The organism is Methylobacterium sp. WSM2598, from assembly GCF_000379105.1.
In the GTDB taxonomy this organism is placed as follows: Bacteria; Pseudomonadota; Alphaproteobacteria; order Rhizobiales; family Beijerinckiaceae; genus Methylobacterium.
In genome coordinates this window covers 5,083,215-5,097,324 of the sequence record NZ_KB900609.1, presented here as the reverse complement: position 1 = coordinate 5,097,324, position 14,110 = coordinate 5,083,215, and the positions used below count along the sequence as shown (strand labels likewise).

The window sequence follows — 14,110 nt, the reverse complement described above, 5'->3', positions numbered from 1 at the left end:
CGGGAGGACGTGCGCCTGCCATCCGCGGACGCGAACGGCGCTGCCCGCGCGCCTGCCGGAGTGCCTGAAGGCTGATGACCGACCTCTTCGAGACGATCCGCCGCGTCCTCGTGCCGATCCACAAGGAGGGCTACCTCTTCATCGCGATCGGCATCGTGCTGACGGTGCTCGCCGGCTCCTTCGTGCAGGCGCTGGGCTGGATCTTCTTCCTGCTCACGCTCTGGGTCTGCTACTTCTTCCGCGACCCCGAGCGCGTCGTGCCGGTGGGCGAGGGCCTCGTGGTCTCGCCCGCGGACGGGTGCGTGAACCTGATCTCGACCGTGGTGCCGCCCTCCGAGCTCGACCTGCCCTCCGAGCCGATGCTGCGCATCTCGGTCTTCATGAACGTGTTCGACTGCCACGTGAACCGGGTGCCGGTCTCGGGGCGCATCGACCAGATCCACTACACGCCGGGCCTCTTCCTCAACGCCGAGCTCGACAAGGCGAGCGAGGACAACGAGCGCAACGGGCTGGTGATCGAGACCGGCAGCGGGCCGGACGCCCTGCGCATCGGCGTGGTGCAGATCGCCGGCTTGGTGGCGCGGCGCATCGTCGACTGGGTCAAGCCCGGCGACAACCTGGTGGTGGGCGACCGCTTCGGGCTGATCCGCTTCGGCTCGCGGGTGGACGTCTACCTGCCGGCGGGATCGCGGGTGCTGGTGGGACTCGGCCAGAAGGCGGTGGCGGGCGAGACGGTGCTCGCCGACCTGCGCCCCGGCGGCCCGGTCCGCCAGTTCCGGCGGGTCTGACCCGCCCGGGCGGCGGGCAACCCGCCGCCGGGATGCCGGGAGCCTCGCGCGCCCGGCGCTTGTCCACGCCCCGAGGCGTGCTGGACAATTCGGCAACGGCGCCGGCGCTCGCCGGACCTGACCGTCGGTACGAGGCGCCTTCGGAGGCCGCATGGACGACAATCTCTTCCCGCCCTTCGCCCCCGACACCAACGAGCCCCGGCCGCGGCGCTTCAAGCCGATCCCGGTGCGGATGATCATCCCCAACATGATCACCCTGATGGCGGTCTGCCTCGGGCTCACCGCCGTGCGCCTCGCCTTCGAGGGCCGGTTCGAGCCGGCCGTCATCGCCATCGTGGTGGCGGCGGTGCTCGACGGCATCGACGGGCGGGTGGCGCGGCTCCTGAAGGGGACCTCGCGCTTCGGGGCGGAGCTCGACTCGCTCGCCGATTTCGTGAATTTCGGCTGCGCCCCGGCGCTGATCCTCTACGGCTTCACCCTCCACCACCTGAAGTCGCTCGGCTGGATCGTGGCCCTGATCTTCGCCATCGCGATGGCGCTGCGGCTCGCCCGCTTCAACGTGATGCTGGACGACCCGAGCCGCCCGGAATGGAAGAAGGACTACTTCGTCGGCATGCCGGCGCCGGCCGGCGCGCTGACGGCGCTGCTGCCGCTCTACCTCCACTTCCTCGGTCTCTCGTTCGGGCCGCGGCTCGCCCCGGCGGTCCTCGCCTACGTCCTGGTCCTGGCGATCCTGGTGATCTCGACCGTGCCGACCTACGCGGGCAAGACCATCGGCAAGCGGGTCCCGCGCGAGTACGTGCTGCCGATCTTCGTCGTGACGGTGGCGGCGTTCGGGCTGTTCATCAGCTTCCCGTTCGAGACGCTGGCGAGCATGAGCATCGCCTATCTGTGCGCCATCCCGATCGGCGCCAACCAGTACCGGCGCCGCCTCAAGGCCGAGGCGGCCGTGTCCGGAGAGACCCCGGCCGCCTGACGAGCGGCTTTCAGGCTGCCGACCAGCGGCCTCCAGGCCGCCAGACGGGCGGCCCTGGGGCGCACCCGCGCGGTCGGGCGAGACAGGGAGACGTTCATGGGTTGGTCGCTGCCGCTCGGGACGGTGATGGGCACGGTGATCCGGGTCCACGTCACCTTCCTGCTCTTCCTGCTCTGGATCGGCGCCGCGGGCTTCGCCAAGGGCGGCCAGGGGGCGGCGCTGCAGAGCGTGCTCTACATCGTGCTCCTGTTCCTCTGCGTGCTCCTGCACGAGTTCGGCCACGTCCTGGCGGCGCGCCGCTACGGGGTGCAGACGCCCGACATCACGCTGCTGCCGATCGGCGGGGTGGCGCGGCTGGAGCGCATCCCGGAGGACCCGCGCCAGGAGCTCGTCATCGCCCTCGCGGGCCCGGCCGTGAACGTCGTCATCGCGGGCCTGCTGTTCCTGGTCCTCGGGGCGGTGGCGCCGCGGGCGGAGGTGGAGAATCCGGGCATCTCGCTCTTCGAGCGGCTGCTCTGGGTCAACCTGTTCCTGGTCGGGTTCAACCTGATCCCGGCCTTCCCGATGGATGGCGGGCGGGTGCTGCGGGCGATCCTGGCCGCCCGGCTCGGCTACGCCCGCGGCACGCAGATCGCCTCGGGGGTGGGGCAGGCGGTGGCCTTCGCGCTCGGCCTGCTCGGGCTCGTCGGGGGCAACCCGCTCCTGCTCTTCATCGCGCTCTTCGTCTATCTCGGCGCCGCCTCGGAGGCGCACGCGGTGCAGATGCGGCAGGTCTCCCGCGGGCTGCTCGCGGGCGACGCGATGATCACCCGCTACGAGAGCCTGGGGCCCTCCTCCCGCGTCGAGGATGCCGTGCAGGAACTGATCGCCACGACCCAGCACGAGTTCCCGGTCGTGGACGGGGCGGGGCGGCTGCGGGGCGTGCTCACCCGCGACGACATGATCCGGGCCCTGCGCGACCGCGGCCCCGACGCCCCGGTGCTGGAGGTGATGCGGTCCGACATCCCGAGCGTGCGCGACCGCCAGCCCCTGGAGGACGCGCTGCGGCTGATGCAGGAGAGCGGCGTGCCGGCGGTGGGCGTGACGGACGCCCTCGGCCGCCTCGTCGGGCTGATCACGCCCGAGAACGTCGGTGAGATGATGATGGTCCTGACGGCCCGGCCGGAGGGCCGCACCGGGTTGAAGCGGAGCGGCTGAGCGGCGGCCCCCGGGCCGCCGCGGCGCCCGTCCGAAGGAGCCCTAGGGCCGCCCGGCCTGCTGCTGGATCAGCGGCGTGATCCGCCGCGCCGTCACCCTGCGGTTCTCGCGGTTCGCCTCCTGGGTGTTCACCTTCAGGTACTGCTCGCCGTAGCCCTGGGTGGTCAGGTTCTCGGGCGGCACGCGGAAGTCCCGGGTGAGCACCGCGGCGACCTCCTGCGCCCGCCGGTCGGAGAGCGAGAGGTTGTCGACGTCGCTGCCGACCGCGTCCGTGTGGCCCTCGATGAGGAACACCTCCTGCGGGTTGTGCTCGACCGCCCGCCGGATCGCCTCCGCGATCGCCGCGAGGCGCCGCGCCTGGTCGGGGGCGACCTGCCAGGAGCCGGTCTCGAAGGTGATCGTGTCGATGTCGACGCTGCGCATCCGGGCGCGCAGGCTCGGGCTGGAGCGCACCTCGTCGAGCGTGTAGCGCCGCTCCACCGGGGCGACCGGCGGCGCCGTGAGGGTCTCGTAGATCAGGCCCTCGTCGGCCCGCTCCGCCTCCACCACGTAGCGCTCGCGGGGAATGCGGATCTCGGGGGGCGGCAGCACCACCACGTCGCGCTCGATCGGCCGCGGACGGCCCTCGAAGGTGTTGTCGATCAGCACGACCTCGCGGCCGTCCCGCGCCCGGCGGCTGCGGCGCAGGAGCCGGCCGTCCTCGTCCACCACCGTGACGATCTGGTCGCCGCCGGGCCGGTCGATGATCGTGACCACGTCGCGGCCGCGGCGCTCGACGCGGGCGTCGCGATCGAGGGACCGGAACCGCTCCGTCTCGTCGTGGCGGATGAAGGTGCGGTCGTTCTCGCGCACGATCACCCGGCCGGGCTCGCGGATGACCAGCCGGCCGCCCTCGTTGACCTCGCGGCGGGCGCGGCGGACCTCGTCGTAGCTGCGCACCTCCACGTCGCTGCGGCGGAAGCCGCCGGGGATGGATTCCGCGTCGTCGCGGCGCTCGGCGCCGTCGCGGCGGTCGCGGCCATCCCGGCCGGGCGCGCCCGGCACCGGCAGCGGCGCGGCGCCCGGTCCGGCCGGGTCCGGCTGCGGCCGGGTCGGCGCGCCCGGCGGGACGGCGGGGCTTCCGGCGGGCGGCGGGGTCGGGGCCGCCTGCGGCGGGTTTGGAGCCGCCTGCGGCGGGGTCGGGGCCGCCTGCCCCGGCCGCGCGGGCGCTCCCTGCGGACGATCCGGCGCGCCGGCGCCCGGATGCGCCTCGCCGGGCCGCTCCCGCGGCTGGCCGGGCTCCGCCGGCGGGGCCGGCGGGCGCCCGGGCTCGCTCGGCACCGGGGGCGTCGGGCGGGCCTGGGCGGGCCGCTCGGGCGTGGCCGGCGGCCGGGGCGGCTCCGGGGGCCGCGCCGCCGGGCGCTCGGGCGCGCGCGGGCGCTCGTCGCGGGGCGGCGTCGCCTCGGGCGGGCGCGGCGGCGTGGGGCGCTCCGGCTGGCGGGCGTCTGGCGGCGGAGCCTGGGGACGGGCCGGCTCGGGACGCTCGGCCGGCTCCCGCTCCGGGCGCGGCGCCGGACGCTCGCCGCGCGACGCCTCGTGCGGCGGGGCTTCGCGGGCCGGGGCCTCCCGCGGGGGAGTCTGGCGTTCGGCCGGCGGCGCCGCCCGCTGGGGCGCCCGCTCGCGCGGTTCGGGAGCCCGCTCGCCGCGCTCGACCGGGGGCGCCGCCCGCTCGGGGCCGCGCTCCCGCGGCTCGGGCCGCGCTCCGCGTTCAGGGCCGTGATCGGGGCCGCCGCGCTCCACGCCGCCGCGCTCCGTGCCAGCTTGGGCCATCCGGATGGCCGCCGCGGCGCCGGGATCGGCCCGCCCGGGGAGCGGCTGGACGAGGAGGGCGGGCAGGATCGTTCCGGTCAGGAGCAGCAGGCGGGCAGGCCGCATCATCTCACCTCGGGTCACGTGGCGCGGTCCAGTCGAACCGCGACCGCGCCGGTCGGTTCCCCCGCCGCGACGATCCGGCGCCCTCCGGATCGCGGACCGACCCGAGGCGCCCCCGCTCATGCCAGAGGCCCGGGATGCGGAGCCGTCGGGCCGTCGATCCTCTCGAAAGCTCGATCCAAGCCAATGACTTGGGAGAAAAACGGATCAGCCCTTGTCGCGCATCAGCCGCGCCTTGTCGCGCTGCCAGTCGCGCTCCTTGGCGGTCTCGCGCTTGTCGTGCAGCTTCTTGCCCCGCCCGAGCCCGAGCTCCACCTTCGCCCGGCCGCGCTCGTTGAAGTAGATCTTGAGCGGGATGACCGTGTAGCCCTCGCGCTGCGTCGCCCCCAGGAACTTGTTGATCTGGCGCCGGTGCAGCAGCAGGCGGCGGGGCCGCTTGGTCTCGTGGTTGAAGCGGTTGGCCTCGAGGTATTCGGGAATGTAGGCGTTGAACAGGAAGAACTCGTCGCCCGACGGGCCCGCATAGGCCTCCCCGATCGTGGCCTTGCCGCCGCGCAGGGACTTCACCTCGGTGCCGGTGAGCGCGATGCCCGCCTCGACCGTGTCGGTGATCTCGTAGTGGAAGCGGGCCTTGCGGTTGTCGGCGACGACGCGGCGGGCGGGGTCGGCTTTCGGGGCCATTGACGGGCTCTTCTCAGGCGCCGGCGGGGCGCCGGCGCGTCACGGGGGTCAGGTGTTGGAGAGGCCGGCGTCGCGCAAGGCGCCGTCGACCGCGCGCCGCCCCGCCTCCCCGAGCGGGACCAGGGGCAGGCGCACCTCCTCGTCCATCAGGCCGAGCCGCGCGAGCGCGTACTTGGCCGGCGACGGGTTGGTCTCGACGAAGAGGTTGGTGTGGAGCGGCATCAGCCGGTCCTGAAGGCGCAGGGCCGCCCGGTACTTGCCCGCGAGGCAGGCCTCCTGGAAGTCGGCGCAGAGGCGCGGCGCCACGTTCGAGGTCACCGAGATGCAGCCGTGCCCGCCATGCGCCATGAAGCCGAGCGCCGTCGCATCTTCGCCAGAAAGTTGGATGAAGTCTTCTCCCATCGCTTGGCGCTGAAGGCTGACGCGAGCCACGTTGGCGGTGGCATCCTTCACGCCCGCGATATTGCGCAATTCGTACAGGCGCCGCATCGTGTCGACCGACATATCGATCACCGAGCGGGCTGGGATGTTGTAGATCAAGATGGGAATGCCGATTGCGTCGTTCACCGCCTTGAAGTGCTGGTACAGCCCTTCCTGGGTCGGCTTGTTGTAATAGGGCGTGACGATGAGGACCGCGTCAGCCCCGGCCTTCTCCGCATGACGGGCGCGCTCGATCGCCTCGGCGGTGGAGTTCGAGCCGGCGCCGGCGACCACCGGCACCCGGCCGCCCGCCTCGTCGATGCAGGCCTCGACCACCCGGTCGTGCTCGGCATGGCTCAGGGTCGGGCTCTCCCCGGTCGTGCCGACCGGCACGAGGCCGTGCGTGCCATGCTCGATCTGCCACGCCACGAATCGCCGGAACGCCGCCTCGTCGAAGGCTCCGTCGCGGAACGGGGTCACCAGGGCCGTGAGCGAGCCTCTCAGGCGCTGCGAAATCGGCGTCGACGTCATGGAACAGGTCCTCGCTCGGACGGGGCTGCCGCGGCCAGGCCGCCTCGCCCGACACATAGGCCGTCATGTGCGCCGGCGCAAACCGCGACGCACACGGTTAATGCCTTCTTAACGCACCGCTTCCACCATGGCGTGTCCGCTCTCGCATAGGGGAACGACGACGATGCAGCTCCCGCCCCGACGGCGCCGCCTCGCGACCCTCGCGCTTCTCGCCTGCGGGACGGCCCTCGCCCTCCCGCCCGGCCCCGCCGTGCGGGCCGCCGACCCGGACGGCGAGGGCCTGCCCGCCCGGGCCGAGGCGCCGGCGGCCGAGTCCCCGGAGATCGCCGGGGGCCTGCGCGCCACGGCCGGCCCCGAGGACGCGCCCGCCACCGCCGCCGCCGGGCGCCTCGCCCCGGCGGTGCCGCAGGCGGCCGCCGCCTACGCCTCGGCCGACCCGTCCGTGCCCCTCCCCTTCCCGGTGCCGGACGCCGCCGTCGCCCCGCGGGCGCCCGTGCCGAGCGTGCCCGATCCGGGCCGCCCGACGCCCGCCGTCGAGGTGGACGCGCCGGCCCTGCGCAACGCGATCGACGCCTACCGCCGGGGCAAGGTCGAGGAGGGCGACCGCCTGCGGGACGCCCTCGCGGATCCGGCCCAGCGCGCCCTGCTCGACTGGGTGGCGATCCGCTCGGGCGCGGGGATCGGGTTCGAGCGCATCGTGGCCTTCATCCGCGACAACCCCGACTGGCCGGCCGGCGCGGTGATCCGGCGCCGGGCCGAGGAGGCGCTGCTGAGCCAGCGCAAGGCGCCGGGGATCGTGCGCGCCTACTTCGCCGCCCGCCGCCCCGCGAGCCCGCCCGGCAAGTTCGCCCTCGCCCTCGCCCTCAAGGCCGACGGCCTCGACGAGGACGCCGCCGCCCTCGCGCGCGACCTCTGGCGCGAGGACGGCTTCGGCCGCACCCTCGAACTCAAGGTGCTCGACGCCTTCCCGGGCGCGATCACCGAGGTCGACCACCGCGCCCGCATGGAGCGGGCCCTGATGAAGGAGGATTGGGAGGCCGCCGGCCGCGCCGCGACCTACGCGGGCAAGAGCTACGGCACCCTGGTGCGGGCGCGCCGCGCCGTCGAGGCCAAGGCCGCCAACGCGCAGAGCCTCCTCGACGCCGTGCCGCCGAGCCTGCGCGGCGATTCCTCGTTCCTGTTCTCCCGCGCGCAGCTCCTGCGCCGGCTCGACAGGCCGGCCGAGGCGGCCGCCGTGCTGATGAGCGCGCCGCGCAACCCGGAGGTGCTGGTCGATCCCGACGAGTGGTGGATCGAGCGCCGGATCGTGGCGCGCAAGCTCCTCGACCAGGGCGACGCGAGGAATGCCTACGCGGTCGTGGCGGGGCACAGCGCACGGGCGGTGGAGAAGCGCATCGAGGCGGAGTTCCACGCCGGCTGGATCGCCCTGCGCTTCCTGCAGGATGCGGCGCTGGGCGCCCGGCACTTCGCGGCCGCCGCCGCCGTCGCCGAGACCCCGATCTCGATCGCCCGGGCCGCCTACTGGCAGGGGCGCGCCGCCGAGGCGCTGAACCAGCCGGCCGAGGCCAGGACCTTCTACGAGCGCGCCGCCGCGCAGCCGATCGCCTATTACGGCCAGCTCGCCCGGGCGAAGCTCGGCCAGGACACCCTCGCCCTGCGCCACGCCGCCCCCCTCGACGAGGCCGCGCGCCGGGCCTTCGAGGCGCAGCCCGTGATCCGCGCCCTGCGGTTCCTCGCGGCGGCGGGCCTGCGCGAGCAGGCGCTGCCCCTCTACATCGACCTCGCGCATCGGCTGAGCGACCCGGCCGAACTCGCCGCCCTCGGCGACGTGGCGGCGGCCGACAACGATCCCCGCGCCCTGGTGGCGCTCGGCAAGGTCGCGGTCCAGCGCGGCCTGCCCCTCGACCAGCACGCCTATCCGGTGAACGGCATCCCGTCCTACGAGGCCTTCTCGGCGGTGCCGCAGGTCGAGCGGGCCATGGTCTTCGCCATCGCCCGCCAGGAGAGCCAGTTCGACCCGAAGGCGCAGTCGAGCGTGGGCGCCCGCGGCCTGATGCAGATGATGCCGGCGACGGCCCAGCGCACCGCCCGGCGGGTGAGCGCCGCCTTCGACGCGGGCCGGCTCCTGAGCGACCCGGCCTACAATGCCCGCCTCGGCCAGGCCCATCTGGGCGAGCTGATGGAGGATTGGCGCGGCTCCTACATCCTGGCCTTCGCCTCCTACAACGCCGGCGGCGGCAACGTGAAGAAGTGGATCGACGCCTACGGCGACCCGCGCGATCCCAGGGTCGACCCGATCGACTGGGTCGAGCGCATTCCCTTCACGGAGACCCGCAACTACGTCCAGCGCGTGACCGAGAACCTCCAGGTCTACCGCAGCCGGCTGGAGGGGCGCAGCGCCCTGCTGATCGAGAGCGACCTGCATCGCGGCGGGCGCTGAGGCTTGGGGGAGAGCCGCGGCTTGGCGAAGGGCCGCGGCTTGGAGAAGGCCCGCGGCTCGGCGAGAACCGTCCGGACGAGCGGGCGTTGGCCCGGGCGCGGCCCGCGCCCCGGCGCCCGCGAGGACGGAGAGAGCCGATCATGAGAGTCGTCGCGGATCTGTGCATCGTCCCGATGGGCGTCGGGCCCTCGGTCTCTCCCTACGTGCGGGAGATCAAGGCCCTGATCGACGCGAGCCCCCTCGAGGCGGAGATGCACGCCAACGGCACCAACATCGAGGGGGAACTCGCCGACATCTGCCAGCTCATCGAGCGCTGCGAGGCGCGGCTCGCCGAACTCGGCGTCCAGCGGGTCTTCTACACCATGACCTTCGGCACGCGCCGGGACAAGGCGCAGAGCATGGCCGACAAGCTGCGGGCGGTCTCGTAGGGCGCCCTCGGCGCGCTCGGAAGCAGAGCACGACGCGTCCGGCACCGCTGTGCGGGGAAATTCGGACGCGCGGTGGCGATCGGGCCAGTGCAGCCGATGGCGGCGGGGTTCGATCGTCTTGCCGATTCATTTGCCGGATCCGCCATGGCACACCCCGCGCGGCACCCCCCCTCTTCCTCATGCCGAGGCGCGAGCGTCAGCATGAGGAACGCTGTAACGCGGATCCCGGATCAGGCAGGCGGAGCGGCCCGCGCCCGCCGGGGCCGCAGGGCACCGAGGCCGCAGCCGGCCGCGTAGGGGATCAGGAGCAGGGCGGCGACCTCGACCGCGAGGCCCGCGCGCCCCGGCACGAGGCCGGAGGCGGCGACGCCCGCCGCGAGGCCGGCCAGGGCCGCCACCGCGAGCGCGGCGAGGCGCGAGGCCCGCCCCGCCGGCCGGCCGGCGAGCCAGCCAGTCCCCGCCCCGAGGAGCAGGGCCACGAGGCAGGTCGGCCAGAGGGCGGCGAGGAGAACCGTCATCGGGCCGCCCTCAGGAGCGCAACGCGAAGGCGACGGCGCGCTGCGCCGCCTCGCCCGTCACGGTGGCGACCCGGTCGGCCGGCACGCCGGCCTTGAGCAGGTAATCGACGATCGCGGCGGCGCGGCGCTGCGCGAGCGTCAGGTCCGGCTCGGCCGGCGCGGGCTCCGTCTTGGGCTCCGCCTTCGCGTCGGCCTTGCCCTTGCCGGGCTTCTCGGCCCTCGCCGCGGGCGGCTTGGCGGAGGGTTTGGCGGGCGGCTTCTCGGGCGGCTTCTCGGGTGGCTTCTCGGGTGGCTTCTCGGGTGCCTTGGCGGGCGCCGTCCCGGGCGGGTCGTCGTGGCCCGCCACCTCGATCCGGCTGCCCGGGCAGGTCCGGGCGAGATCCGCGAGGTCGTCGAGGGCGGCGTAGAAATCCGGCTGCAGGTCCGCGCTGCCCGGGGCGAAGCGCACGGTGTGGGCGGCGACGCGCTCCGCGAAGGCGCTGCGGCAGGAGGCGGCGTCGCGGCGCACCGGGGCGTCCTTCGCCCGCACCTCCACGGCGACGCGCCAACCCTCCGGGGCGAGGCGCTGCCCGGTCTCGGAGAGGCGCCGGGCGCTCTCGGCATAGAGGCTCTCGCCGGTGAGGCGCAGGTCCCGGTCCGTCACCGCGACCTCCCCGCGGGCGAGCTGGCCGAGCGGGACGGCCGCCGCCCGCAGCGCGGCGAGGAGGCCCTCTGGCGCGCCGCCCGAGAGGCGGGTGCGGTCGACGATGCGCTCGCCGAAGAAGTGCGGGCGCAGGGCCGCGAGCAGGGCCGCCCGGGTCTCCGCATCGGGCAGGTGGCCGGTGAGCGTGACCGTCTCGGCGTCCCGCCGGATCGCGACGCGGTAGGGCGAGACCGGGCTCGCGGTCAGCTCGGCGCGGCCCGGGGCGAGCCCCTCCGGCAGGCTGCCGGTGGCGAGGGCGTCGGCCTCCTGCACCGCCTGGGCGTCGATCGCCGCGCCGCGCACCGACAGGGCGGTGCCGTCGAGGGCGACCGTGCCCTCGCGCACCAGCGCCAGGGCCGCGAAGGCGCGGGCGATCAGGGCGCGGGTCTCGAGGCCGGGCGGCAGGCCGCGGGCGGTGCGCATGGCATCCTCGACCGCCGCGCCCCCGGCGAGGTCGCGGGCGGCGGCCAGGATCGCGGCCCGGTCCGCCTCGGAGACCGTGTAGCCGTCGAGGCGGATGCGGCCGTCCGGGAGGCGCGTGGCCGACCACGTGAAGGGCTTCACGGTCGCGGGGACGAGGGCGACCTCGCCGAGGCCGAAGCCCGCGGGCGGAGCCGCGAGGGCTGCCCGCACGGCCTCGTAATCGCCGAGGGCGGCGGCCTCGCCCTGGAGCGACAGGGTGCGGTCGCGCAGGGTGGCGGTGGCGCCGGGGCCGAGCCGCGCCACCTGCGCGACGAGGAAGGACGCGGCCTCGGCGAAGCCCGGCGGCGCCCCGCGGGCGGAGCGGGCGGCATCGTGCAGCGCCACGCCCTCGGGCAGGAGCGGGCCGAGGCGCGAGGCGAGCGCGTCGTGCTTCATCTCGGCCGGGCGGTGGCCGCGCAGGTCGATGCGGTCCGGCGCCCGGCGCTGGACCGTCCAGACGAAGGGGCTCTGCTCGGCGACGACGCCGAGGCGGTCGATCAGGCGGCGCAGGCCCGGGAGTTCGCCCAGGCGGTCGAGGGCGGCCTCGCGCTCGGGCGGCGTCGGCGCGTCGCCGAGGGCGACGAGGTCGCGCCCCCGCCGCTCGACGCGCAGCCAGGGCTCCGCCGCCTCCCCGAAGGTGGCGGCCGCGAGCGCCTCGGCCGGGGCCGCGAGCGTCGCGTCGAGCCGCGTCTCGGCGATCCGCGCGGCGCCGATGCCGAGAATGGCCAGGAGAGGAAGGCCGGCGAGCCAGCCGATGGCGCGAACCGACACGCATGCACCCCGAGGACGCGCGCTCCCCGCGCGTCCCCTGAGATGGGCCGCCTTTGGGGCTCAAGCAAGGCGTGCACGGGCAAGCTCGGCCGGGCGGGCCGCTCATCCCCGGTCGGACTGCCCCGGACCGGGCTCCGGCACCGCGAAGGGGGCCGGCCTCAGCCCGCGATCGGCCCGCGCCACCATCTGCCGGAACGCCGCCTCCAGCCGCCGCGCGAAGGCGGGCGCATCAAAGATCCCGCCCGCCCCGTGCCGCCGCGCGGCCAGCCGGCCGCGCAGGTCCGCCAGACGCTCCGGGTCCGCGAGGCGCAGGGCCTGCCGCTCGTAGGCGTCGAGGCTCGCGGCGACGAGGTCGGGCAGGCCGAGCGCGGTCAGCAGGCTTCCGGCCATGCGGCTCGCATAGGCGCGCCCCGCCAGGGTGAGGAGCGGCACGCCCATCCAGAGCGCGTCGCTCGCCGTCGTGCCGGCATTGTACGGGAAGGTGTCGAGGAACAGGTCGATGTGCCGCAGTCGGTCGAGATAGGTCTCGTAGGGGGCCCGGCCCGCGAGGACGAGCCGCTCCGGGTCCACCCCGTGCCGGCCCGCCTCGCGCCGCAGATTGTCCCGCGTCGGGGCGTGGTCGGCGACCAGCCACAGCACGCTGCCCGGCACGGCCCGCAGCAGCCGCATCCAGGCCGCGAACAGGTCCGGCGTGAGCTTGTAGGAGGCGCTGAACGCGCCGAACACCAAGCCCTCCGCCGGCAGCCCGTGGGCGGCGCGGCGGGGCGGCGAGGCGGGCGGGGCCGGGCGGGCGCCGTTCGCCTGGAACGCCCCCGGCAGCCGCACGATCGCCTCCGAGAAGGCGCCCTGGAGCGCCTCCGGCGCCACGAACGCGTCGCCGATCGCGTAGTCGATCCAGTCCGCCCCGGTGCTGCCCGGATAGCCGAGGTAGTTCACCTGGATCCGGGCCGGGCGGGGAGCCAGGATCCCGGGCCGGCTGTGGGTGGTGAAGCCCGCGAGATCGACCGCGACGTCGATCCCGCGCGCCCGCAGCAGGGCCGCGACCTCGGCATCGGCCGAGCCCCGCACGTCCAGGAAATGCTCCGCCCCGTCGCGGATGCGGGCGCGCAGGGCCGAGCCGTCGTCGGGCCCGAAGGAGACGGCGTGCACCTCGAACCGCGCCCGGTCGTGGCAGGCGAGGACGTCGGCCATCAGCACCGCGACCGGGTGCTGGCGGAAATCCGGGGACAGGTAGGCGACCCTGACCCGCTCCCCGCGCGGGCCGGGCGGGGCCCGCAGCCGCTCGGCGGCGAAGCGCCCGGCATGGGCGCGGGCGCGCCGGAGCTGCGCCTCGGGATCGTCCGTGAGCGCCAGGACCGGGAAGGGCGGGGGCGGCTCGTCTGCCCGCCACGGCCCCGCCCTGGCGGACAGGGCCTCCCGGTCCGCCGCGAAGCCGCGCCAGTCGCAGAGGGCCTGGCGCAGGTGCGCGCGCAGGGCGACGGCGTAGCCGTGCGCCGGATCGAGGGCCGTGGCCGCCTCGATGCTGGCCAGGGCCTCGGGCAGGCGGCCGAGCGCCAGGAGGGTGCTGGCGAGGTGCACGTGTGCCTGCGCGAAGGCCGGGTCGAGCTCCGTCGCGCGGCGGAAGCAGGCGGCCGCCTCCTCGCCCTCGCCGAGGTCGAGGAGCGCGAGGCCGAGATTGCTCGCCACGCCCGCGTCGGGCCGCAGCGCGAGGGCCCGCGCGAAGCACCCCCGCGCCTCGGCGAAGCGGTGCAGGCCGCGATAGGCCGCCCCGAGATTGCTCTGCGCGGCGGCATCGTCCGGGGCGAGGCTCACCGCCCGGTCGAGCGCGCGCGCCGCCTCGGCGAAGCGCCCGAGATGGTTGAGGGCGACGCCGAGATTGTTGTGGACCTCGGCGTCGAGGGGCAGCAGCGCCGCCGCCCTCTCCAGGAAGGGCAGGCCGGCCCCGGTGCGGCCGCGGGCGTGCAGGAGGGTGCCGAGGAGGTGCAGGGCGACCGGGTGATTCGGCTCGCGCGTCAGGAAGGCGCGGTAGAGCGTCTCGGCCTGCGCGAGGTTCCCGCTCTGATGCACCGCGACGGCCTGCTGGGCGAGGGAGATCGTCTGAGCCATGGGGCAGACATAGCCCGACGCGGCGGCGCGCGGGAGGCGGGCCTGATCCGGGATCCGGTTGATCGAAGCGGATCCCGGATCGCGAGCCTGCGCGGCGCCTGAGCGCGGCGCCTGAGCGAAGCCGACATCCGCATGGCCGACATCGAAGATGGCGAAGCCATCAACCGGATGGCGGATGCCAAGCCCGAGCGCGGCGCCT

Annotated in this window: 11 protein-coding genes; 5 read left to right on the top strand and 6 right to left on the bottom strand. The window is 75.3% G+C overall.

Annotation, left to right across the window (positions count from 1 at the left end):
• Positions 1-74: 74 nt before the first annotated feature.
• The 3 genes from MET2598_RS0124060 to MET2598_RS0124050 all read left to right on the top strand — a co-directional run bounded on the left by MET2598_RS0124060 (position 75) and on the right by MET2598_RS0124050 (position 2,961).
• Positions 75-788, top strand: coding sequence for a phosphatidylserine decarboxylase (locus MET2598_RS0124060; RefSeq protein WP_018262643.1), 714 nt, complete (start codon positions 75-77; stop codon positions 786-788).
• Positions 789-939: 151 nt separating this feature from the next.
• Positions 940-1,764, top strand: coding sequence for a CDP-alcohol phosphatidyltransferase family protein (locus MET2598_RS0124055; protein ID WP_018262642.1), 825 nt, complete (start codon positions 940-942; stop codon positions 1,762-1,764).
• 96 nt (positions 1,765-1,860) lie between these two features.
• Complete coding sequence (locus MET2598_RS0124050; protein WP_018262641.1) at positions 1,861-2,961, top strand: site-2 protease family protein; 1,101 nt, start codon at positions 1,861-1,863, stop codon at positions 2,959-2,961.
• A 42-nt stretch (positions 2,962-3,003) separates the two neighbouring features.
• Here the strand turns inward: MET2598_RS0124050 and MET2598_RS0124045 are convergent, their stop codons facing one another.
• The 3 genes from MET2598_RS0124045 to dapA all read right to left on the bottom strand — a co-directional run bounded on the left by MET2598_RS0124045 (position 3,004) and on the right by dapA (position 6,504).
• Entirely contained in the window at positions 3,004-4,878 is a 1,875-nt protein-coding gene (locus MET2598_RS0124045; protein WP_018262640.1) for an OmpA family protein, read from the bottom strand.
• Positions 4,879-5,079: 201 nt separating this feature from the next.
• On the bottom strand, positions 5,080-5,553 hold the full coding sequence (gene smpB, locus MET2598_RS0124040; protein WP_012330673.1) for an SsrA-binding protein SmpB: 474 nt from the start codon (positions 5,551-5,553) through the stop codon (positions 5,080-5,082).
• A gap of 48 nt (positions 5,554-5,601) precedes the next feature.
• The gene (gene dapA / locus MET2598_RS0124035; protein ID WP_018262639.1) at positions 5,602-6,504 is read right to left on the bottom strand and encodes a 4-hydroxy-tetrahydrodipicolinate synthase; all 903 of its coding nucleotides are present in this window, start codon (positions 6,502-6,504) and stop codon (positions 5,602-5,604) included.
• 163 nt (positions 6,505-6,667) lie between these two features.
• Here dapA and MET2598_RS0124030 point away from each other — a divergent pair, with 163 nt between their 5' ends.
• Both MET2598_RS0124030 and MET2598_RS0124025 read left to right on the top strand, forming a co-directional pair.
• Positions 6,668-8,944 (top strand): transglycosylase SLT domain-containing protein, encoded by a 2,277-nt coding sequence (locus MET2598_RS0124030; RefSeq protein WP_018262638.1) that lies wholly within the window; start codon positions 6,668-6,670, stop codon positions 8,942-8,944.
• Positions 8,945-9,084: 140 nt separating this feature from the next.
• The gene (locus tag MET2598_RS0124025) at positions 9,085-9,372 is read left to right on the top strand and encodes an MTH1187 family thiamine-binding protein (RefSeq protein ID WP_012330676.1); all 288 of its coding nucleotides are present in this window, start codon (positions 9,085-9,087) and stop codon (positions 9,370-9,372) included.
• A gap of 230 nt (positions 9,373-9,602) precedes the next feature.
• On the opposite strand, the gene MET2598_RS0124020 is transcribed toward MET2598_RS0124025, so the two are convergent.
• The 3 genes from MET2598_RS0124020 to MET2598_RS0124010 form a co-directional block, all read right to left on the bottom strand.
• Positions 9,603-9,890: a hypothetical protein gene (locus MET2598_RS0124020; protein WP_012330677.1), complete on the bottom strand. Its 288-nt coding sequence runs from the start codon at positions 9,888-9,890 to the stop codon at positions 9,603-9,605.
• A 10-nt stretch (positions 9,891-9,900) separates the two neighbouring features.
• Entirely contained in the window at positions 9,901-11,805 is a 1,905-nt protein-coding gene (locus MET2598_RS0124015) for a flagellar motor protein MotB (protein ID WP_018262637.1), read from the bottom strand.
• Between the two features lie 102 nt (positions 11,806-11,907).
• The gene (locus MET2598_RS0124010) at positions 11,908-13,911 is read right to left on the bottom strand and encodes an O-linked N-acetylglucosamine transferase, SPINDLY family protein (RefSeq protein ID WP_018262636.1); all 2,004 of its coding nucleotides are present in this window, start codon (positions 13,909-13,911) and stop codon (positions 11,908-11,910) included.
• Positions 13,912-14,110 lie beyond the last annotated feature (199 nt).

Bases quoted from the DNA above. Each gene is read 5' to 3' on its own strand.
- MET2598_RS0124060 (WP_018262643.1), top strand. From the start codon at position 75: ATGACCGACCTCTTCGAGACGATCCGCCGCGTCCTCGTGCCGATCCAC.
- MET2598_RS0124055 (WP_018262642.1), top strand. From the start codon at position 940: ATGGACGACAATCTCTTCCCGCCCTTCGCCCCCGACACCAACGAGCCC.
- MET2598_RS0124050 (WP_018262641.1), top strand. From the start codon at position 1,861: ATGGGTTGGTCGCTGCCGCTCGGGACGGTGATGGGCACGGTGATCCGG.
- MET2598_RS0124045 (WP_018262640.1), bottom strand. From the start codon at position 4,878: ATGATGCGGCCTGCCCGCCTGCTGCTCCTGACCGGAACGATCCTGCCC.
- smpB (WP_012330673.1), bottom strand. From the start codon at position 5,553: ATGGCCCCGAAAGCCGACCCCGCCCGCCGCGTCGTCGCCGACAACCGC.
- dapA (WP_018262639.1), bottom strand. From the start codon at position 6,504: ATGACGTCGACGCCGATTTCGCAGCGCCTGAGAGGCTCGCTCACGGCC.
- MET2598_RS0124030 (WP_018262638.1), top strand. From the start codon at position 6,668: ATGCAGCTCCCGCCCCGACGGCGCCGCCTCGCGACCCTCGCGCTTCTC.
- MET2598_RS0124025 (WP_012330676.1), top strand. From the start codon at position 9,085: ATGAGAGTCGTCGCGGATCTGTGCATCGTCCCGATGGGCGTCGGGCCC.
- MET2598_RS0124020 (WP_012330677.1), bottom strand. From the start codon at position 9,890: ATGACGGTTCTCCTCGCCGCCCTCTGGCCGACCTGCCTCGTGGCCCTG.
- MET2598_RS0124010 (WP_018262636.1), bottom strand. From the start codon at position 13,911: ATGGCTCAGACGATCTCCCTCGCCCAGCAGGCCGTCGCGGTGCATCAG.